This window comes from Clostridium sp., from assembly GCF_050717515.1.
Lineage (GTDB): Bacteria > Bacillota > Clostridia > Clostridiales > Clostridiaceae > Clostridium_AD.
This window is the reverse complement of the sequence record NZ_JBOITL010000028.1, coordinates 86,644-106,512: the sequence shown is the minus strand read 5'-3', so window position 1 is coordinate 106,512 and position 19,869 is coordinate 86,644. Positions and strand designations below refer to the sequence as shown.

The 19,869-nt window shown below is 30.7% G+C and carries 23 protein-coding genes and 1 riboswitch; of the genes, 21 read left to right on the top strand and 2 right to left on the bottom strand.

The genetic code is table 11. The annotated features are described in order from the left end of the window. Window positions 1-18 precede the first annotated feature (18 nt). Window positions 19-183, bottom strand: a complete 165-nt coding sequence (locus ACREV6_RS14100) for a hypothetical protein (protein WP_431578674.1) — start codon at window positions 181-183, stop codon at window positions 19-21. 193 nt (window positions 184-376) lie between these two features. Between ACREV6_RS14100 and ACREV6_RS14095 the strand changes: the two genes are divergently transcribed. From ACREV6_RS14095 to ACREV6_RS14045, 11 genes are all read left to right on the top strand, one after another. After that, the gene (locus tag ACREV6_RS14095; RefSeq protein ID WP_431578703.1) at window positions 377-796 is read left to right on the top strand and encodes a HutP family protein; all 420 of its coding nucleotides are present in this window, start codon (window positions 377-379) and stop codon (window positions 794-796) included. Window positions 797-1,067: 271 nt separating this feature from the next. Beyond that, window positions 1,068-2,078 (top strand): ABC transporter substrate-binding protein, encoded by a 1,011-nt coding sequence (locus ACREV6_RS14090; RefSeq protein WP_431578673.1) that lies wholly within the window; start codon window positions 1,068-1,070, stop codon window positions 2,076-2,078. Continuing rightward, complete coding sequence (locus ACREV6_RS14085; protein ID WP_431578672.1) at window positions 2,078-2,971, top strand: ABC transporter permease; 894 nt, start codon at window positions 2,078-2,080, stop codon at window positions 2,969-2,971. The genes ACREV6_RS14090 and ACREV6_RS14085 overlap by 1 nt, the downstream gene beginning before the upstream one ends. Beyond that, a complete protein-coding gene (locus ACREV6_RS14080; RefSeq protein ID WP_431578671.1) occupies window positions 2,955-3,749 on the top strand; it encodes an ABC transporter ATP-binding protein in 795 nt (264 codons plus the stop codon). Before ACREV6_RS14085 ends, ACREV6_RS14080 begins: the two co-directional genes overlap by 17 nt. A 252-nt stretch (window positions 3,750-4,001) precedes the next feature. After that, the gene (locus tag ACREV6_RS14075) at window positions 4,002-4,718 is read left to right on the top strand and encodes a LytR/AlgR family response regulator transcription factor (RefSeq protein ID WP_431578670.1); all 717 of its coding nucleotides are present in this window, start codon (window positions 4,002-4,004) and stop codon (window positions 4,716-4,718) included. Further along, window positions 4,715-6,040, top strand: coding sequence for a sensor histidine kinase (locus tag ACREV6_RS14070; protein ID WP_431578669.1), 1,326 nt, complete (start codon window positions 4,715-4,717; stop codon window positions 6,038-6,040). Before ACREV6_RS14075 ends, ACREV6_RS14070 begins: the two co-directional genes overlap by 4 nt. A 245-nt stretch (window positions 6,041-6,285) precedes the next feature. After that, on the top strand, window positions 6,286-7,209 hold the full coding sequence (locus tag ACREV6_RS14065; protein ID WP_431578668.1) for an ABC transporter ATP-binding protein: 924 nt from the start codon (window positions 6,286-6,288) through the stop codon (window positions 7,207-7,209). Further along, window positions 7,202-7,975, top strand: a complete 774-nt coding sequence (locus ACREV6_RS14060; protein WP_431578667.1) for an ABC transporter permease — start codon at window positions 7,202-7,204, stop codon at window positions 7,973-7,975. The genes ACREV6_RS14065 and ACREV6_RS14060 overlap by 8 nt, the downstream gene beginning before the upstream one ends. Before the next feature lie 243 nt (window positions 7,976-8,218). Then, window positions 8,219-8,914 (top strand): response regulator transcription factor, encoded by a 696-nt coding sequence (locus tag ACREV6_RS14055; protein WP_431578666.1) that lies wholly within the window; start codon window positions 8,219-8,221, stop codon window positions 8,912-8,914. Beyond that, window positions 8,911-10,317 carry a sensor histidine kinase gene (locus ACREV6_RS14050; RefSeq protein WP_431578665.1) on the top strand — a complete coding sequence of 469 codons (1,407 nt, stop codon included), beginning with the start codon at window positions 8,911-8,913 and terminating at the stop codon, window positions 10,315-10,317. The genes ACREV6_RS14055 and ACREV6_RS14050 overlap by 4 nt, the downstream gene beginning before the upstream one ends. A gap of 98 nt (window positions 10,318-10,415) precedes the next feature. Beyond that, complete coding sequence (locus ACREV6_RS14045) at window positions 10,416-10,886, top strand: 4Fe-4S binding protein (protein WP_431578664.1); 471 nt, start codon at window positions 10,416-10,418, stop codon at window positions 10,884-10,886. 48 nt (window positions 10,887-10,934) lie between these two features. On the opposite strand, the gene ACREV6_RS14040 is transcribed toward ACREV6_RS14045, so the two are convergent. Then, window positions 10,935-12,059 (bottom strand): metallophosphoesterase family protein, encoded by a 1,125-nt coding sequence (locus ACREV6_RS14040; RefSeq protein WP_431578663.1) that lies wholly within the window; start codon window positions 12,057-12,059, stop codon window positions 10,935-10,937. Between the two features lie 262 nt (window positions 12,060-12,321). Here ACREV6_RS14040 and ACREV6_RS14035 point away from each other — a divergent pair, with 262 nt between their 5' ends. The 10 genes from ACREV6_RS14035 to ACREV6_RS13990 all read left to right on the top strand — a co-directional run bounded on the left by ACREV6_RS14035 (window position 12,322) and on the right by ACREV6_RS13990 (window position 19,853). Next, window positions 12,322-13,044 (top strand): dimethylarginine dimethylaminohydrolase family protein, encoded by a 723-nt coding sequence (locus ACREV6_RS14035; protein WP_431578662.1) that lies wholly within the window; start codon window positions 12,322-12,324, stop codon window positions 13,042-13,044. 21 nt (window positions 13,045-13,065) lie between these two features. Then, window positions 13,066-14,502, top strand: coding sequence for a basic amino acid/polyamine antiporter (locus ACREV6_RS14030; protein WP_431578661.1), 1,437 nt, complete (start codon window positions 13,066-13,068; stop codon window positions 14,500-14,502). A 141-nt stretch (window positions 14,503-14,643) separates the two neighbouring features. Further along, entirely contained in the window at window positions 14,644-15,084 is a 441-nt protein-coding gene (locus ACREV6_RS14025; protein WP_431578660.1) for a GNAT family N-acetyltransferase, read from the top strand. A 114-nt stretch (window positions 15,085-15,198) separates the two neighbouring features. Further along, a complete protein-coding gene (locus ACREV6_RS14020) occupies window positions 15,199-15,444 on the top strand; it encodes a hypothetical protein (RefSeq protein ID WP_431578659.1) in 246 nt (81 codons plus the stop codon). A 26-nt stretch (window positions 15,445-15,470) separates the two neighbouring features. Then, window positions 15,471-16,115, top strand: coding sequence for a membrane protein insertase YidC (yidC, locus tag ACREV6_RS14015; RefSeq protein ID WP_431578658.1), 645 nt, complete (start codon window positions 15,471-15,473; stop codon window positions 16,113-16,115). A 246-nt stretch (window positions 16,116-16,361) separates the two neighbouring features. Then, a complete protein-coding gene (locus ACREV6_RS14010; protein ID WP_431578657.1) occupies window positions 16,362-16,676 on the top strand; it encodes a hypothetical protein in 315 nt (104 codons plus the stop codon). A gap of 301 nt (window positions 16,677-16,977) precedes the next feature. Further along, window positions 16,978-17,093: riboswitch (molybdenum cofactor riboswitch) on the top strand. A gap of 38 nt (window positions 17,094-17,131) precedes the next feature. Continuing rightward, window positions 17,132-17,992 (top strand): ABC transporter substrate-binding protein, encoded by an 861-nt coding sequence (locus ACREV6_RS14005; RefSeq protein ID WP_431578656.1) that lies wholly within the window; start codon window positions 17,132-17,134, stop codon window positions 17,990-17,992. Between the two features lie 8 nt (window positions 17,993-18,000). After that, the gene (locus tag ACREV6_RS14000) at window positions 18,001-18,651 is read left to right on the top strand and encodes an ABC transporter permease (protein ID WP_431578655.1); all 651 of its coding nucleotides are present in this window, start codon (window positions 18,001-18,003) and stop codon (window positions 18,649-18,651) included. A 10-nt stretch (window positions 18,652-18,661) separates the two neighbouring features. Continuing rightward, entirely contained in the window at window positions 18,662-19,393 is a 732-nt protein-coding gene (locus ACREV6_RS13995; RefSeq protein ID WP_431578654.1) for an ATP-binding cassette domain-containing protein, read from the top strand. Then, window positions 19,362-19,853, top strand: a complete 492-nt coding sequence (locus ACREV6_RS13990; RefSeq protein ID WP_431578653.1) for a MogA/MoaB family molybdenum cofactor biosynthesis protein — start codon at window positions 19,362-19,364, stop codon at window positions 19,851-19,853. The genes ACREV6_RS13995 and ACREV6_RS13990 overlap by 32 nt, the downstream gene beginning before the upstream one ends. Window positions 19,854-19,869 lie beyond the last annotated feature (16 nt).

Sequence of the window (19,869 nt, the reverse complement as noted above, 5' to 3'; positions counted from 1 at the left end):
GATCTTTTATTAGATTGTTTAAAGCTGTTTGTCACAATCTAAAGGTCCACATATATCAAATTCAGAATCTGATGGTTGTGGTACAAAATTCGCTTCTTTTTTTGCTTTTTCAAGGTTGCTTTTTTCTATTTTTGCTGATTCCTCAGGGCTTAGTTTTTTAGTTTGTTTTTCTTTATCTGTCATTAGTAATCCTCTCCTTTTTTTATAGTATTAGCTTATTTACTTAACTATAACCCTAAATTTAAATTATATCAATGATTATGAACAAATATTAACTATTATATTGGATTGATTGTTTCTTATTTTTTTAATTTTGGATGCAACAATAATATATGTTATAATACAAGTAAAAAAATTTAAGGTAGAGGTGATACTTATGGATCATAAAAGTACAGATATTGCTAAAGTTTCTGTGAAAATGTCCTTATGTTCAAGAGCTAGTGAAGAAAAGCTCATAATAGCTTACAAAGAAAAAGGAATAATAGTTACTGCAATAGATATTGGTGGTAATTTTTCGGCATTTACTACAAAGGTAATTGAAAGTGCTATTGTAGCATCTAAAAGAGGTGGACTTATAAAGGATTGCCACGTTCACGAGGGTGCTGTAGCAGGTGCTACTAAAGAAGCACTATCGCAAATTGCCCCTAAAGCCAGTGGCTTAAATGTAGGTGGGAAAATAGGTATAGCTAGATCTGGCGAACATATAAGTGTGTGTATATTTTTAAGTATAGGACTACTCCATTTGAATGAAGTTGTAATAGGACTTGCACATCGTTCTATACCAGATATTTATTAATCAGAATTTAATTTAAAAGTGTCGTATTTTCAAATATATTGACATTTCAAATAAGTTGTTATATTATATCTATAAAGTTTTAAAGAGGTAGTAACAAATTTGAAGAAGACCATAATGTAGATAATGTAGATAATGTAGATAATGTATTTTGTAGAATGGTAGCGTAGCACGGTAGGGATTAAATGGTAGGAATTAATACGTAAATAAAGCTGACTATAAATTTAATAGTAGCTTTTATTTTTATAACTAAATATTTTAGGAGGATGGTAGTATGGTAGCAAAAAAAATATTATTATGTGTAATAGGCACGTCTTTTTTAGGTGCCTTTGTTTTAACAGGGTGCTCCTCTGCTAAAACAAAAAATCAAGGTAATTCTGATAAGGTAATAAATATCGGAATAAGTCAACTCGTAGAACACCCAGCACTAGACAAAACTCGCAAAGGATTTATAGAAGCCCTTAGCTCTAAGGGGTTTAAAGATGGCGAAAAAATCAAGATAGACTTTCAAAATGCCCAAGGGGACATACCAACAGCTCAAACTATTGCAAGCAACTTCATTTCTACAAAGAAGGATTTAATATTTGCTATAGCAACACCTAGCGCGCAGGCAGCATACAATAGTACTAAAAATATTCCTATACTTATAACTGCTGTAACTGATCCTGTAAAATCCGGTCTTGTAAAATCTCTAAATAAACCAGGCACAAATGTTACAGGCACTAGTGATATATTGCCTATGGATAAACAATTTCAGTTAATGAAAAAATTAATACCTAACTGCAAAAAAGTGGGTATATTGTATAATACTAGTGAAGCGAATTCGGAAATCCAAGTAAATATGGCAAAAGAAAAAGGCTTAAAGATGAATTTAGAAATAATAGCTGTGGGGATTTCAAGTTCTAATGAGATATCACAAGCATTAAATTCATTGATTCCTAAAATTGATGCTTTATATACACTAACAGATAATTTGGTAGCGTCTTCAATGCCTCTCATTAGTTCTAAAGCCATTGAAAAAGGAATTCCCATAATAGGTGCTGAAAAAGCACATGTTGAGGCTGGTGCACTAGCTACAGAGGGAATAGACTACTACAAACTTGGTTTTCAAACAGGTCTTATGGCAGTTGATATCATAAATGGTAAAAAGCCAAAGGATATGCCAGTGCAGACCTTAAAGGAAACAACACTTACCATAAATGAAGTCGCAGCAAGCAAACTTAAGATTACTATACCTAGTGATTTAAAGTCAAAAGCAGTGCTAGTTAAGGGTGGTGCTAAGTAATGGATGGCTTAATTATAAATATACTTGAACAAGGATTTATATTTGCAATAATGGCTATAGGTGTTTATATAACTTATAGAATATTAGATTTTCCTGATTTATCTGTAGATGGAACATTTGCATTAGGTGCTGCAGTTACAGCGGCCGCACTAATAAAAAGTGTAAATCCTTATATATCACTACTTTTAGCTTTTATTTCAGGTATGATGGCTGGAGGAGTTACTGGAATACTTCATGTAAAGCTTAAAATAACAAATTTGCTTTCAGGTATTCTAGTTATGATTGGACTTTACTCTATAAATCTTAGAATAATGGGCAAAGCTAATATACCACTATTTTCACAAAACACTATTTTTTCTAATGATATTTCCCCGGTAATTATAATTGCACTATTTGCTATTTTAGCTAAGATAGCTTTAGATTTGTTTTTAAAAACAAAACTTGGTTTTATATTAAGAGCTACAGGGGATAACCCTCAAATGGTAACTTCACTAGGCGTTGATATCGGAACCATTAAAATACTTGGTCTTATGATTTCAAATGGTCTTGTAGCAGTTTCAGGTTCTATGATGGCACAATATCAAAGATTTTCTGATGTAGGTATGGGAACTGGAATTATAGTTATGGGGCTAGCTTCTGTTATATTAGGAGAAGCTATTTTCAAAAAAGCTTCATGGTTGGTTCCAACAACTACTGCAATTTTAGGTTCAATATTGTACAAAGGTAGTATTTCTCTCGCCTTAAACTTAGGCTTACCTCCAACAGATTTAAAACTTGTAACTTGTATAATTGTTATATTTGCTTTGTCTTTAAATGGGCGAAAATTTAAGTTAAGTTTTAAAAAGTTAAAAAGATTTACTTTGGGAGGTGTGCCAATTGCTCCAAATAAATAATCTTAAAAAAGTATTTAATAAAGACACAATAAATGAGAAAGTAATATTTAATAATTTTAACCTTCATATAAATAAGGGGGATTTCATTACGGTAATAGGTAGCAACGGTGCCGGAAAATCAACTCTTTTAAATTTAATATCTGGTTCAATATTACCAGAAGAAGGATCTATTTGTTTAAATGGAAGAGATATCTCAGCTTTTCCTGAACATAAAAGAACAAAATTTATAGGTAGGGTATTTCAAAATCCAACTTTAGGTACATCGCCTTCTATGTCTATATTAGAAAACTTATCTATGGCTTCTAATAAAGGATGTAAATTTGGATTAAGTCCTGGTATTAACAAGAAAAAACTAGTTCTATTTAAGGAATCATTATCTAGACTCTCTTTAGGCCTTGAAAACAATTTAGGTAAAAAGGTTGGTTTGTTATCTGGTGGTCAAAGACAAGCTTTGTCGCTACTTATATCAACAATATCTAATCCAGACTTATTGCTGCTAGATGAACATACCGCAGCCTTGGATCCGAAAACTTCTGAAAATATAATAAATTTAACTAAAAATACTGTTAGTGAAAAAAACATAACTACAGTAATGATAACTCACAATTTAAATTATGCTATAGATATAGGAAATAGATTAATAATGCTCCATGCTGGGGAAATACTATTAGATATAAGCGGTGAGGAAAAGAAAAGGTTGACTATTCCTAAACTTTTGGAATTATTTAACAACAAAAATTCTGTGGACTTTATAAGTGATGAAGTAGCATTTTCTTAAAAAATTTAGCAAGGAGGTAACTTTAAGTTACCTCCTTGTTTTTAGTTTACAGGTTGTCTTTATTTGCCAAAGAAGACTCAGTTTTCTATAGTCAGAGATGAATTCAGCAGTAAAATTATTATTATGGTAGAGATGTTTATGTAGGTATATTATAGTATAATAGTTTTTATAAGAGAGAAATGGGTTTAAATGTATATAAATTACTGCTATTCCATTTATATTGTAAGTAAAAAACAATTTGGGGGTGCTTAAATGCTTGAAGTAATTATATGTGAAGATAATTTAATTCAAAGAAATAACATAAGACAACTAATAGAAAATACAATTCTAAGAGAAAAATTAGACCTAAATATTGCACTATGCACTGGAAGTCCTGATGAAGTAATTGGATATACGAATACTCATAATAAAACAGGAATTTATTTCTTAGATGTAGACTTAAAATCTAATATAAACGGCATAAGGCTTGGAGAAAAAATAAGAGAGAAAGATAACTTAGGCTTTATAATTTTTACAACAACTCACATGGAAATGAGTTATTTGGCTTTTAAATATAAGGTTGAAGCAATGGACTATATAATTAAAGAGGAGGATGACTTTAAACAAAGAGTTAATAGCTGTCTTCTAAAAGCATATAAAGCTTTTAATAAAGATAATAATGAAGGTTGTATAACTATAAACACAGACACTCGTGTGGTTAATGTAAAGCTTGATGATATACTTTTTATTGAAACCACAGGAGTAGCTCATAAAATACGAATTCATGAAGAAAATAGACAAGTTGAGTTTTACTGTCATTTAAAGGAGATCCAAGAAAATCTTACAGATAATTTTTACAGGTGCCACAAGAGCTATATTGTAAATAAAAATAAAATCAAAGAAATAGACAAGAAGAATAATACTATAAAAATGATTAATGACGAAGAGTGCTATGTTTCTTTTAGATATATGAAAGGATTATTATCGTGAATACACATACTTATATTTATGGATTAATTTATCAGTTGGTTATTCTACCATTAATCTTAAGCATGGTACCTTCTATTATTATTTATGAGTTATTTAAAAACAGTATTAATAAGAAATTAATGTTTCACTATTTTATTATTGGGCTTATTACGGCTATAGTATTACACACAGGCTCATACCTTATAGTTCTACCTGTACTTGTATTAACGGTTATAAAACACAATGATAATCCAGATACTATAAAAATATTATTAACTATTTATATAACATATTTTATATTATCCTTTAAAGATTTATATATCCATATAAATTACAATGACAATATTATTTTTAATGTTCCTGCAATGATAGTAAATGCTGTACTGATACCAACTGCCTTTATTGTTAGTAAACTAATAAAAGTTTTACTTTCTAAAAAACAAAATTTAAAAAAAACAACTCCGAATCAAATTAGATTAAGGATGATTTTAGTAATAAGTATTCCCTTAACCTTATTAATATTTTCTATATTTCCATTTATAATCAGATCAAAAACCAGTTTCAGTATAATGGGAATAATTCCAAGCATTTTACCCTTAATATCTGTTATATTAATTCTAGTTATAGTATATTATTTTGATAAATCAGTAGAATTTCAAGTTGCACTTAATAGTGAAAGAACAGAACTTAATCAATTAAGAGAATACACTGACCTTGTAGAAAATATGTATAGCGAAACAAGAAAATTCAAACATGATTACATGAATATGATAACTTCTCTAAATTCATATATAGAAAATAAAGATATGACTAGACTCCAGCAGTATTTTAATTTAAATATAATAAATATGGACAAGAATATAAACTGGAATAACAGTAATATTGATAAGTTAAAATATATTAAGATAATGGGACTCAAAGGTCTCATTTCTTCAAAACTAATTAAAGCCATTACAGAAAATATAGATATAAAAGTTCACATAGTAGAATATATAGATTATATATTTATGGACACCTTAGATTTATGTAGAATACTAGGAATATTTTTAGATAACGCCATTGAAGCAAGTATTGAATGTGAATTTCCTAAAATCCAACTTGCTTTAATAAAAAAAGACGATTATATTTCTTTAATCATAGAAAATAATTTCTTTGGCGAAGCTCCAAAAATTCATAACATATTTAAAGACGGCTTCTCCACAAAAGGATCAAATAGAGGTATTGGATTGTTTAATGTTAAAGAAATAATAGATAAAAAATACCCTAATGTTTTATTAAACACTTTAATTGAAGATAATATGTTTATTAATGAATTGTGGATAAAAAATAACTGTATTTCATAATCGTAGCTTCTTCCTTCATAACCGTAATGTAAATAAAAAAATATTCACCTTATATGAACACAAACCCACTACTTACGAAATACCACCTTCATTCATCCTATTTTCTTGATATTATATTCACATAAAGATTAACTGATTCAGAAGTAAATTTAAAATACTACCAAAGATTTCGGTAGGATATTAGTTGCACCTATCAAATTATTGGATTTCCCTTCTGAAAATTAATTAAATAAGGAGTGAATAATATGGAAAATGTAATTTTAATAAAAACATCTAATTTAAAAAAAGATTTCGATAAAAAATCTGCAGTAAATAACTTAAATATAAAGGTATATGAAGGTGATGTTTATGGTTTCTTAGGACCAAATGGCTCAGGTAAAAGTACTTCTATCAAGATGATGCTAGGTCTTGTAAAGTCTACAAAGGGCAAAATCACTATAAATGGATATGATATAGAAACTCATAGAGAAAAAGCTCTTGAAAAAATTGGAGCTATGGTGGAAACACCTAAGTTTTATGAAAACCTATCGGGATATAAAAATCTTGTATTAATAGCTAATCTATATAGACTTCCTAAAAGCAGAATTAATGAAGTATTAGAAATGGTGGGAATGACGAGTGCAGCTACTAAAAAGGTTTCAGCTTATTCCCTTGGAATGAAGCAAAGACTTGGTATTGCTAGGGCTTTTTTAAATAATCCTAATATAGTAATTTTAGATGAACCAACAAACGGGCTGGATCCCCAAGGTGTTAAGGATATTAGAAATTTAATTAAAGAACTTTCAACAAAATACAATGTAACATTTTTTATATCCTCTCACATATTAAGTGAAATACAAGCAATTTGTAACAGAGTAGCTATTATAAATAATGGTGAACTTATAGTTGAAAACTATGTAGATGAACTTTTAGCTGCTGATGAAGAAATTATAGAAATTCATACCAAAGCTAAAGAAAAAGCATCAAAATTATTAAATTCTTTGGATATCCCTTGTAAAATTAAGAACTTTGAAAAAGGTTTAATTGCTACAGTTCCCAAAAATAGCTTTAACACTGTAAATAAAATATTAGTATTAAATGATATAACCTTAGACAATTTAATTCTTAAAAATTCATCTCTTGAAGATTATTTTCTAAAGGTTACTGAAGGAGGAAAAAAATATGCTTAAATCATCATCTAAATGTACTGTATTAAAAAACGAAATTATAAAAATAATTAGTGCAAATAAGTTTTATATAATATTACTGTCCATACTTTCATCAGTAATATTAATGGCTATAGTAAGAATATCCTTTAAAGCTGAAAATAGTTCTGTAAGTTTAAGTGTGCAAACATTTTTAAAAAGTTCATTGAATGGAATTCTCATCAAACCACTTTTACCAATCTTTATGATAATAATTGTAGCAGAAATTTTTTCTGAAGATTACGCTCAAGGAACTATGAAATTTTCATTGTTAACACCAATAAAAAAGAAAGACTTAATCATTGGAAAACTAGCGTTCATTGCACTATATTCAGCAGTTTTAATTATATTTTCATTTATAGCTTGCTATATTATAGGAATACTTTTCTTTGGATTTGGAGATAGAAACACAGCCTTTGACTCACTAATTACTAATATAAAATTATATGCTGTTTTGATTTTACCACTAATATCCTTCTCTATGATAATGAGTTTAATTGCTATGTTTATAAAAGGTACTGGTGCTATGATAGGTGCTGGAATAGGAATATATTTCATTATGATATTTATAGATATGGGCATAAAAAATGCTATGTACTACACTTTCTCTGGAGGACTACTGGCTTTTGATTTAGTAGGAAATGATCCCAATATGGGTATACTAAAACTTATTATAAGCGCAATAGTGTATATTATTTTAGCTTTAATTGCTAACGTGGTTGTAATTAAAAAGAAGGACATATTGTTATAATCATAAAAAATAGGTGCCACCCACGTGGCAAGTGGCAAGTAGGAAAACACATTCATCCAAGTGGAACTGCTAGGATTGAATATTTGGAATGGTGATTATTTGTATTAAATAAGAAGGTAAGCTGCTAAAATGTATAAAAGTATATTTTAGCAGCTTTTTTGTATGCAGTTAATATTAACATGCAGAGCATTATATGGGGGCAAATTATAGTATAATAGTGTTTAAAAGAAGAGGTGGATTTATATGCATAATGAGAAAATACTCCTAGTTGATGATGAGGAACGTATAAGAGATATGATAAAAGAATATACCAGCCTAGAGGGATATGATATAGATGAAGCGGCCAATGGTGTAAAAGCATTAGAGCTATTTAGCCAGAATAAATATTCATTGATTATATTAGATGTTATGATGCCTAAAATAGATGGTTGGAGCGTATGTAGGGAAATACGTAAGGCATCTAATGTTCCTGTAATTATGCTTACTGCAAGGGGAGAAGAGTATGATAAACTTTTCGGTTTTGAGCTGGGGGTGGATGATTATATAGTGAAACCTTTCAGCCCAAAAGAACTTCTTGCACGGATGAAAGCGATAATAAGAAGAAGTTCTGGTACGGGCATTGAAGCTAAAAAAGAAAATACAGTTACTTATGAGGGGCTTGTCATAGAATTTGATTCAAGAAATACCTATGTAAATGGTAATATTGTTACACTTACGCCTAAAGAATATAGTTTACTTGCCTTTTTTTCTAAGAATCTTAATAGAGTATATTCTAGAGAGCAGCTGCTTAATGAGGTTTGGGGTTATGACTTTATTGGTGATGACAGGACTGTAGATACACATATAAAAATGCTCCGTGAAAGTATAAAGGAATATAGGAAATTTATTGTTACAGTTTGGGGAACAGGATATAAATTTGAGGTGGGTGGAAAGAAATGAAAAGCATAGCACTTAAACTATGGTCAGGGATGATAGCACTTGTTCTTGTAATGCTTGTTATGTTATGGCTTTTCCAAATTATATTTCTAGAAAAGTTTTATACAGGAATAAAAATTTCAGATGTGAAAAATAAAGGTTATTCTATCCTTAATAGGTTAGACGTGGATGGAAGGGAAGATTTTGAAAGCGTTTTAGAGCCATTTGCCAGTGAAACCAATTCAAACGTAGAATTATTGGATTCAAAGGGAGAAACGCTATATAGCATAGGCTCAAATGGTGGAAGTTCTCAGATGCCTATGATGATGATGAATAGTTCAAGGAGTGAAGCTATTAATGATATTATAGCGGGAAAGGAAGTAACTTTATCTTTAATTCACCCTAAATTCCATAATACTTTTATACTTATTGGATTACCTCTTAAAGCAGGAAGTGAATTTAAAGGGGGGCTCCTTATAAGTCTTCCCTTAGCGCCTGTAAAAGATACTGTTTCAATATTGAAAGTACAGCTATTTTATATCACATTAATTCTTCTTTTTACAGCGCTAGTATTTGCTTATTTCTTGTCTAAAAGTTTCACTAAACCTATACTTGAAATTACAAAAGTCTCCGAAGTCATGGCTTCAGGTAATTTTTCAGTTAAAATTAAATCAAAAGGTAGGGATGAAATCGGCAGACTAGCATCCACTATTAATTATATGGGGGGAGAATTATCGAAAATTGAGCAACTTAGAAAGGACTTGATTGCTAATGTATCTCATGAATTACGTACTCCATTAAGTCTTATCCGTGGATATGCGGAGACCATTAGAGATGTTACAGGGAATGTGGCAGAAAAAAGAGATAAACAGCTTGAAATTATCATAGAGGAAACAGAAAGGCTTTCTAGAATTGTTGATGACATTCTTAATTTATCTCAAATACAGGCTGGGTATGTTAATTTAAATAAAACCCAATTTAAGATAAATGAGCTTTTGGAAAGAATTATAATGAAATTCCAGATTTTAAGCGAGAAAACAGGAGTGGATATAGTTCTTGAAAATCATGTAGATGCAATAGTAGAAGGCGATGAAATAAGAATAGAACAGGTTATGTATAACCTTGTAAATAACGCCTTTAACCATACGGGTAAACCTGGACATATTAATATAAGAGCAATAGAAAATGAAAAAAACATCAAAATTGAAGTTTCAGATACTGGAATAGGTATTTCAGAAGAAGACCTAAAGCATATATGGGACAGATTTTATAAAACAGATAAAATAGAGGGGATAAAATCCACAGGTACTGGTCTTGGGCTTACTATTGTAAAGACTATTCTGGAATCACATGAATTTGAATATGGGGTAGAGAGTACAAAAGGAAGGGGGACTATGGTTTGGTTTGAGATTAAAAAGCTGATTTAACAGGAAAATAAGTAGAAGAAGTTATAAATTTCATGTTGACATATGTACCCCTGGTAGGTATAATAAAGTAGAATTAATTATACTCCCGGGAGGTATTTATGGCAAAGAAAAAATCACATCAAAATTGGTCATGGATTATAATGGTTTCATTTATTTTACTTTCAATATTGGATATTAGGTTTGGATTATTTGGAATTTTATGCATGACTATGCCGATGTATCATGCTTTAAAAGGAAGAGGTAAAATTCATTGTTCACATTATTGTCCTAGAGGTTCTATATTACAAAAATTCTTAAAAGAAATTAGTTTCAATAATACTCTTCCAGTAGCAATTAGAAAACATGGTAAAAAAGTGTTATTGACTATAATGATAACTTTATTTAGTTTTTCAATGTATCATGCAGGCCCTAATATATATAGAATAGGTTTTGCCTTATTTAGATTTATGACAGCATCATTAGCGCTAGGAGCTATAATGGGAGTTGTTTTTAAGCCAAGAAGTTGGTGTCAAGTATGTCCTATGGGATATGTTACTGAGCTTATATCAAAATCAAAAAAAGCGGCTTAGAAGTCGCTTTTTTATGTGTATGAAAATATATCTAATCATGTTATTATTCTAACTAATTCTCATACATACTCTTTTTTCATTAATTGAAGCTTTGATAAGACCTACTTCTTCTACTGTTGCTTCCATTATATATGTTTCTTTTCCATAGTGACTTGATGTAAATTGCATTTTGTTTTCTTCATCATATAAATTTACATCGAACCATTTAATTGCACCATCCTCCAAGTAATCATTAAGCAATATTTTTATAGCTTGTTCATTTATTTCTCCTTTGAAAAATATTTGATTTTCCATTATTTCTTTTTCGAAGTTTTTTAAATTACATGAAAGTTCTTCAATTATCTTTGCATCTGTTTTCCAACATCCAAACTCAATATATTTATTTGTTTTTACGAAGTGCTCCATCACAGGTTTCCAAAATGAAAAGTTCATAGGAATTACATTGGTATCATATATATTAGATATGGAAACCCAAAAAAAATCTTTTCCAGCATATACTTTAGATACATCATGTTTTAAATTTTTAAAATTAACATTCTCCTCATTTTCATCAATTTCAATGATTGCAAATCTGATAGTATAATCTTGATCAAAAGCACCTATTGCTCCTGGCTTTATAAATGTATAATGTGCACTTTGCTGCATTTGTTGTATATGATTATCAGCAACTAATATGTAGTCATGTTCATTTATATTTAATATCTTATCTTGTTCTGAAAATTCATCTAAGGAATACTGCCTAATAACTTGGACTAAATCAATTAAGTTGTAAGTACCATATTCGTTATCTGCATGGGCCAAAAAGAATTTCTTTCCATATAGTTCAACAGACTTTGATAAAGGGACTTTTCTTAAATCTTTTATTCTTTCTTGTCCTAATAGTTCCTGTATCTGCACTTCATGCAGTTTATCGCCTTCATAATTCAAGCCATCTCCTAAATCTTTATATATTAAGTTGAATTCTGTATTTCCTATTATATTTATAAATTTCTTATCATAAATTACCGTATCAAAAACTCCACATACATCATCACCATCTTTAATATAATCCTCAAGAAAATCTCCGAGATTTAATATATACTCAATATCATAAATTTTTTCTATATATTCTAAAAATATGTTTAATGCTGTGAAATTTGAGTGTATGTCTGAAATGACGCATAGTTGTTTCATAAATTATTCTCCTTCCCTATGTAAATAAATTAAACACTTGGTTATTTTCAAATATTAGTATAAATATTTATAATTATCCATTAATAGTTAATTCTCCATTTATGTAAAAAATCCTTTTAAAACCAAGGACAACAGCTTTAGTGACTTTATATATCTTTATATTGAATAAATTAAAAAATCATAGAATATATTTATATTAAAAGATAAGAAGGGGGGGATAAAAATATTTAAGAATGTAATAGTTAAGAAACCTTGTAGAAGCATGATCCTTGGTCTTTCTAGTGTTGATTTGGGCAAGCCTAATTTTAAGTTAGCTGTGCAGCAACATGAAGCCTACATTGAAACATTAAAAAAATGTGGAGTAGAAGTTACAGTGCTTGAGGCTGATGAAAGTTATCCTGATTCTTGTTTCATAGAAGATGTGGCACTTTTAACAAAGAGCTGCGCCATTATAACAAGACCAGGTGCCATTTCAAGAAGAGGAGAGATAGTAGGTTTAAGAGAAACTCTAGAAAAATTTTATGTAAACATAGAAAGTATTGAAGCACCAGGAACTATAGAGGCTGGTGACATTATGATGGTGGGAGATCACTTTTACATTGGATTATCTGCAAGAACTAATTATGACGGAGCAAAACAAATGATTAACATACTAAACAAGTATGATCTAAGTGGATCTATTGTGCCACTTGAAAAGGTATTACATTTAAAAACTGGACTTGCTTACTTAGAAAACAACAATTTATTAGTTGCAGGAGAGTTTGCTTATAGTCCAATTTTTAGTTCCTTTAATAAAGTTATCATAGATGAGATGGAAAGTTATTCAGCAAATTGTATTTGGGTTAACGGCCATGTGATTGTGCCAGAGGGTTATGAAAATACAAGAAAGTCCATTGAAGATTTAGGTTACATTGTACATGTAGTTGATACATCTGAGTTTAGAAAACTAGATGGTGGTTTGAGCTGTTTATCTCTAAGATTTTAAAGTGGAGGGGAGTATATAATAATGGAAAATCCTAAAGGTTTAAATTATATTAGACTTACAGCCGTTGCTATTGGGGCAACTATTGGTGGTGGAGTATTCAGCATGGCAGGAGATATGGCTGCCAATGGTGCTAACACAGCAGCTGTAATTGTGGGATGGATTATATGTGGTATTGGTATGTTTGCATTAAGTAGATGTTTTTTTGAGCTAAACAAAAGAAAAGCTGAGCTAACAGGTGGTATATACACCTATGCAAAAGAAGGATTTGGAGAGTATGTAGGATTTAACTCTGCGTGGGGTTATTGGATTAGTGCACTACTTGCCAACGTATCCTATGCCTCCTTAATGTTTGCGGCTATAGGTTATTTTTTTCCTGTTTTCGGAGAGGGGAATAACATACCTTCTATGATTTGTGCATCTTTAATAATTTGGTTCATGGTTTACTTAGTATCAAGAGGAGTTAAAGAAGCGGCGGGGGTAAATCTTGTAATAACCATAAGTAAAATCATGCCTATTTTTGTATTTATATTAGCAGTAATATTTATAAGAGCTTTTGATTTTAGCATATTTACAAATAATTTTTGGGGTGAACAAGGTGGCATTGCTTTTGTAGATCAGATTAAAGCTACTATGGTAACTACTGTTTGGTCTTTTATAGGAATTGAAGGAGCAGTAGTAATATCAGGAAGAGCTAAGAGGTCTAAAGATGTTGGAAAAGCAACAATGACTGCATTTTTATGTGTTTTAGCTATCTATATCATGGTTTCCTTATTGAGTATGGGTGTAATGCCAAGAGCGGAACTTGCTAAACTTGGGAATCCACCTATGGCCTTTATCCTTGAATCTGTAGTAGGTAAGTGGGGTGCAATACTTGTAAATATAGGAGTTATTCTTTCACTTGCTGGTGCTACTCTTGGGTATACCATAATTGCTGCAGAGTGTCCATTTATAGCAGCTAAGAATGGAGTTTTCCCTAAAATATTTGCAAAAGAAAACAAAAATGGAGCACCAATTACATCTTTATTATTAACAAATGGAATTATTCAAATTTTCTTGGTGGTAACTTATTTCAATTCAAGCACTTATCAAATTTTTTACACCTTATCAGCTAGTATGATTTTGGTGCCTTACCTTCTTAGTGCCCTTTATTTCTTAAAACTTACTTTAAGAAAAGAAACCTTTGAAATGGATAATAAAAAGTCTTTAATATTAAGTAGATTTGTTGCTTTACTAGCTTCGGTTTATGGGATTTGGCTTATGTATGCCAGTGGGTTCTCATATTTACTCATCACTGCAATTTTATATGTTCCAGGAACTTTTGTATATATAAGAGCTAAAAAAGAACAAGGCAAAAAGTATCTTAATAATAGTAAAGATAAAGTAATATTTGCTATATTAGTAATACTAGCGGTAATTTCTCTAATTCTAATTTTTAATGGAACATTGAAACCGTTTTAATATAAACGTGCCACCCACGTGCCACTTGTCACGTGGGTGGCACTAGGTGTATACTCTATTAAGTTGACTATATGGGTGAAGACTGAAGTAGGTGGTAAGTAATTCACAAGGCTTTGTCTGAAATCCTGGAGGGAATAATGTATGAATGTATATTTTGAAAAAGTAACAAGTGAAAATTACAAAAAGGTAATATTACTATCAGTAGAAGAAAGTCAGAAAAACTTTATTGAAAGTAATAAAATTTCTTTAGAAGAATCGAAAACAGGAGAGCAGTGGAGGCCAGTGGCTATATACAACAATGATGATATTATTGGATTTGCAATGTATGGGTATTTTCATTGTGAAAAACGTGTATGGCTTGATAGACTTATGATTGATAGAAATCATCAAGGGAAAGGTTACGGTAAGCTTGCACTTAAGCTATTAATAAATCACATTATAGCGGAGTATAAATGTGATGAAATTTATTTGAGTATTTTAAAAGATAATGATAAGGCGCAAAAATTATATGAAGAATTTAATTTTAGATTTAATGGAGAATTAGATATTAATGGAGAATTTTTAATGGTATTAAAAATATAGAATGTTCCAGCAAAAGAAGGTAGAGTCAAAGGAATAACTGGTAAACTTGCCACTTGCAACCTGGATGGCAATTGTGATACAATGTTTTAAAATAATAGGTGGGGGGCGTATAGGTTGAATTATAACTTAATAAATTTAATTCAGTTAATGTTTTTAGTAATATGTTTTACTAGCATATTCTCTTATACTGTATACACCTATAAAAATCTTAAGCATAAAGTTGAAGAAAATATTATAAAAAATATTTTGATTCAATGGCTTGGATTTATAAAGAAAATACTTCCTGAAGATTACATAATATATGAAAAATATGGTATATGGATATATTTAGAGCGTTTTAAAATGGAAATGATGTTTTAGCCAAAATTATTCTAAGGAGGATAAAAATGAACATCATTTTTAATTTTTTAAGCGGTTTATTAAATTCAATTTTTAATTTTACTGGGGATTGGGGACTAGCAATAGTTTTACTTACAGTAGTGGTGAGATTAGTACTTTCACCAATGTCTTTTAAACAAAAGAAATCTATGCAACAGCAACAAAGGTTCGCTATAAGAATGAAAGAAATTAAGGAAAAATATAAAGATAATAAAGAAAAACTTGAAGAAGCAGTTAAAAAACAATCTACTGAAAGTGCAAAAAGTATGATGGGTTGCTTAGTAACGTTGCTCCAATTGCCTATATTAATGACTATGTGGAGTGTATTTAATAAAATTCCTGTAGATGTGGGAACATATCTTATACCTTGGGTGTCTAGTATTAAGGTATCTGACAGTTATTTTATTGTTCCACTAATATATGTAATTGTATCATTAACTCCAAGCTTGCTTTCATATGTAACTTTATTAAAAATTGAAGGCCAGGCTACAATTAGTAAAAGTAATATTATAGTAATGGCAGTAGTTGGTTTATTTGTTGCTAAAGCAGCTCCAATTGCAGTGGGTATATATTTAATAACCACAAGTTTGTTTAACTTCTTAGAAGAGCTTGTTTTTAGAATGTATGTGCGAAATTTAAAAACTGAAAAGTAACAACATTACAAGGTGCCACTCATGTGGCACCTATTTTAATAGAATAATAGTATAGACATAAAATTTCGAATTTCAAATTCAATCCAGTGTTCCAAACTATGAAAAGAAAAATAACAACTGAATTTCTAATATTACCTTATAATATAAATATAAACAAATAAAGTGTACAAAATTAAAAGGAATTTACAAATATGTATAGAATATACATATTATACACTATATTATATTATAAAGGGAGACTATCATATGGAATTAAGTAAACTAGAAAATCAGATAATAATTGATATTTATGATGCTGATATGTTGCCAGGAATGCCATTTGAAATTCAAAATTATAAATTAGAAGAGAAAGACCCAAATGACAAGAAACAAGAATTTGCTTTTTATTTAGGAAAACTAAAAAGGTTAGGATTTATAAAATATGAAGAAAAAGAAGCCTTTTTAAAAGGTGGAAGTCATAGCATCAAATATAATAATAATGTAAAGAAGGTTTGTGAGGATAAAATACACATAGATTCTGAAGGAATAAAATTAGTAGAAGAGGCTAATAAAATCATATGACAAGGTCAAAAAAGAATTCCGATAATGGAGTTCTTTTTTTTATAAATAGCATTCCCAAGTTATCCTGATTCATTATAGGTAAATGAACTATGTCGCTAGTCAATATGTCATTTATTAACTTTACCACTTGCCATGTGGGAGGCACTTGCCTTATTAACTTGCCACTTGCCACGTGGGTGCCACTTCTCTAATAAGGGCATTTTTCTCATGGAAACTTTTTATTCCTAGGAGTTTGTGGTATATTGTTTATAGGAGTAAGTCTTACTGATTTTTATTATTATGAATTAGTAATTGTTCATTTATATCATTTATTCTCCGAGTCATATGTCCTAAGGTGTGCTATGGAATTATGACCGCTAGGGTTAAATTGGAAACGATTTAGCCTTCCGTTTGAAAAGGGGGATGCTTAATTGTCATTCCTTTTTATATGTTTAAATATGAGAGGAGTTTTTTTTATGTCAAAATTAAGAAGTAAAGCTGGTTTCAATGGGTTATTAGTAATATCACTTTGCATTGTTATAGTTTTTACTATAACTGCATGTTCGAGTAAGGAGAGGTCTATGGTACTTGCAACAACAACAAGCACGCAGGACTCGGGGCTTCTAGATTATTTGCTGCCATTATTTGAGAAAGATACAGGGATTAAAGTTAAGGTGCTGGCTAAAGGAACAGGAGAAGCACTAGAGGTTGCAAAGCGTGGAGATGCGGATGGACTACTTGTACATGCAAAGGCGCAGGAACTTCAGTTTGTTAAAGATGGATATGGAACAGAAAGACTTGAGGTTATGTATAATGACTTTATAATAGTGGGACCAAAAGATGACCCTGCAAAACTTGTGGAGAAAACACCAAGTGACGCAGTCCAATCTTTTAAGCTAATTAGTAGCAGTAAGGCTACATTTATATCAAGAGGCGACAAGTCAGGTACTAATACAAAGGAACTTAGTATATGGAAATCAGCAGGGATAAAACCTACTGGATCTTGGTATGTATCAGCAGGAAAAGGAATGGGAGCAGTAATTCAGATGGCAGACGAGAAAAAAGCTTATACATTAACAGATAGGGCTACATATTTATCTATGAAGGATAAGCTAGAACTTAAAATTGTTACCGAAAAGGGAAGTCAGTTTTTAAATCAGTACGCATTTATAAGATTAGACTCAAAAAAGAACAAAATTAAAACTGAGGAAGCAAATGAATTTATTGAATGGATGATTTCTAGTAAAGGGCAAAAATTAATAGGCGAATATGGTAAGGATAAATATGGTCAGGCTTTATTTATACCTAATGCAATTAGAACTAATGCAAAAAAATAGGTGATTAAATGAGTTTTTATGGAGAAGTTTTTGGAGTAGTTTTTTTATCCTTGTTTATTTCAGTTACATCAACAATAATAGCTTCACTTCTAGGTATGATACTGGCAATACCTATTGCACTAAAAGATTTTAGGTTGAAAAAATATATTGTAAGACTCGCCGAAACACTTATGAGTGTTCCGCCAGTTCTAATGGGACTAGTTGTTTATCTGATACTTTCAAGGAAGGGACCTCTAGGGGAACTTGGATTATTATTTACTCCCACTGCAATGATTATAGCTCAGAGCCTTCTGGTATTTCCTATAGTATTTGGGCTTACGGTTTCAGCAATAGGAAACCGTGGAAGAATAATTAAAAAGAATTGTATTGCTCTAGGTGCGGGAAAAAGAGATACTTTAATTTTAATTATAAAAGAGTGTAAAGTTCAACTTTTATCTGTGGCTGCGGCTGGTTTTGGACGTGCAATTTCGGAAGTCGGAGCAGTGATGATGGTAGGAGGAAATATAAAAGGTGAGACAAGGGTAATGACTACATATATAGCACTGGAAACAGGTCAGGGTAATTTTAATAAAGCCATAACAATTGGAGTTATATTACTCTTAGTCGCTTTTATGGTTAACTTTATTTTACACGGCCTTAGCAAGATAGATGGAAAATAGGTGATATTGTATGAATATTAAAGTGTTAGACCTAAGTAAAGAGTACAGTGGAAAAGAAGTACTCTCTATAGAAGAGTTAAATTTTAAAGAGGGCTATGTTTATGCGCTGATGGGATTAAATGGTAGCGGGAAGAGTACTCTGCTGCAATGTGTTTCAGGACTTGAAGCATTTACAAGGGGAACCCTACTATATGATAATATTAGATACTCTGAATTTGTGAAAAAAGATATATCAGTTATGCTTCAAAGCCCATACTTATTTAATTCTTCTGTAATTGAAAATTTAATAATAGGATTAAAGTTCAGAAAACTTAGTGAAGGGATAATCCAGGATAGAATAAAGAGGTATCTTCCCTTCTTTAACATAGAAGACTTGCTAAATAAGAATGCTAGACGGCTATCAGGTGGTGAACAGGCTAAGGTGGCACTACTTAGAACGGCTATATTGGAAACACAGATGACTTTTCTTGATGAGCCTACTGCCAGTATGGATATTGAAAGTACGCTAAGCGCAGAAAAACTCATAAAGACTATGGCAAAAGGCAATCGAAGTGTTATTTTAGTCACCCACGACTTATTGCAAGCCTTTCGAGTTGCAGATTTTGTTATTTTTTTAGATAAAGGAAGAATTATTGAACAAGGAGAAAAAACCAAGGTTCTTAAGTTTCCAGAGCACAAATTATTAAGAAAGATATTAAGGAGTGATGAAAATGATAAAAACTGCAATATTAACTATGAGTGATAAGGGCTTTCGAGGAGAAAGAATTGATGGAACAGGTCCTGCACTTAGAAGTGAATTAGAAGGTAAGGGATTTATTATAAGCTACTATAAAATGATTCCTGATGAAATTCGAGAAATAGAAAGCGAACTTATTTATTTATGTGATGAGCTTAAGGTAGATTTAATTTTAACTAATGGAGGAACAGGATTTTCAAAGAGAGATGTTACTCCAGAGGCAACTCAAAATGTGATTGAGAAATATGTACCTGGTATTGGTGAAGCAATGAGAATGAAATCACTTGCTATTACTCCCAAAGCTATGCTTTCAAGAAGCATTGCAGGAATTCGTGGAAAAACCTTAATTATAAATCTTCCCGGTAGCCCAAAAGCTGCCATGGAAAACCTTGGATTTGTATTGCCTGCAATTCCACATGGAATTGCAATACTCACAGGAGAAGAAAGTGAATGCGCTACAACTTAATTAGATTTTAAAAAAA

What these genes read in the sequence shown, in the direction of transcription:
- ACREV6_RS14100 (WP_431578674.1), bottom strand. Translation starts at nt 183, where the DNA reads ATGACAGATAAAGAAAAACAAACTAAAAAACTAAGCCCTGAGGAATCA.
- ACREV6_RS14095 (WP_431578703.1), top strand. Translation starts at nt 377, where the DNA reads ATGGATCATAAAAGTACAGATATTGCTAAAGTTTCTGTGAAAATGTCC.
- ACREV6_RS14090 (WP_431578673.1), top strand. Translation starts at nt 1,068, where the DNA reads ATGGTAGCAAAAAAAATATTATTATGTGTAATAGGCACGTCTTTTTTA.
- ACREV6_RS14085 (WP_431578672.1), top strand. Translation starts at nt 2,078, where the DNA reads ATGGATGGCTTAATTATAAATATACTTGAACAAGGATTTATATTTGCA.
- ACREV6_RS14075 (WP_431578670.1), top strand. Translation starts at nt 4,002, where the DNA reads ATGCTTGAAGTAATTATATGTGAAGATAATTTAATTCAAAGAAATAAC.
- ACREV6_RS14065 (WP_431578668.1), top strand. Translation starts at nt 6,286, where the DNA reads ATGGAAAATGTAATTTTAATAAAAACATCTAATTTAAAAAAAGATTTC.
- ACREV6_RS14060 (WP_431578667.1), top strand. Translation starts at nt 7,202, where the DNA reads ATGCTTAAATCATCATCTAAATGTACTGTATTAAAAAACGAAATTATA.
- ACREV6_RS14055 (WP_431578666.1), top strand. Translation starts at nt 8,219, where the DNA reads ATGCATAATGAGAAAATACTCCTAGTTGATGATGAGGAACGTATAAGA.
- ACREV6_RS14050 (WP_431578665.1), top strand. Translation starts at nt 8,911, where the DNA reads ATGAAAAGCATAGCACTTAAACTATGGTCAGGGATGATAGCACTTGTT.
- ACREV6_RS14045 (WP_431578664.1), top strand. Translation starts at nt 10,416, where the DNA reads ATGGCAAAGAAAAAATCACATCAAAATTGGTCATGGATTATAATGGTT.
- ACREV6_RS14040 (WP_431578663.1), bottom strand. Translation starts at nt 12,059, where the DNA reads ATGAAACAACTATGCGTCATTTCAGACATACACTCAAATTTCACAGCA.
- ACREV6_RS14035 (WP_431578662.1), top strand. Translation starts at nt 12,322, where the DNA reads ATGATCCTTGGTCTTTCTAGTGTTGATTTGGGCAAGCCTAATTTTAAG.
- ACREV6_RS14030 (WP_431578661.1), top strand. Translation starts at nt 13,066, where the DNA reads ATGGAAAATCCTAAAGGTTTAAATTATATTAGACTTACAGCCGTTGCT.
- ACREV6_RS14025 (WP_431578660.1), top strand. Translation starts at nt 14,644, where the DNA reads ATGAATGTATATTTTGAAAAAGTAACAAGTGAAAATTACAAAAAGGTA.
- yidC (WP_431578658.1), top strand. Translation starts at nt 15,471, where the DNA reads ATGAACATCATTTTTAATTTTTTAAGCGGTTTATTAAATTCAATTTTT.
- ACREV6_RS14010 (WP_431578657.1), top strand. Translation starts at nt 16,362, where the DNA reads ATGGAATTAAGTAAACTAGAAAATCAGATAATAATTGATATTTATGAT.
- ACREV6_RS14005 (WP_431578656.1), top strand. Translation starts at nt 17,132, where the DNA reads ATGTCAAAATTAAGAAGTAAAGCTGGTTTCAATGGGTTATTAGTAATA.
- ACREV6_RS14000 (WP_431578655.1), top strand. Translation starts at nt 18,001, where the DNA reads ATGAGTTTTTATGGAGAAGTTTTTGGAGTAGTTTTTTTATCCTTGTTT.
- ACREV6_RS13995 (WP_431578654.1), top strand. Translation starts at nt 18,662, where the DNA reads ATGAATATTAAAGTGTTAGACCTAAGTAAAGAGTACAGTGGAAAAGAA.
- ACREV6_RS13990 (WP_431578653.1), top strand. Translation starts at nt 19,362, where the DNA reads ATGATAAAAACTGCAATATTAACTATGAGTGATAAGGGCTTTCGAGGA.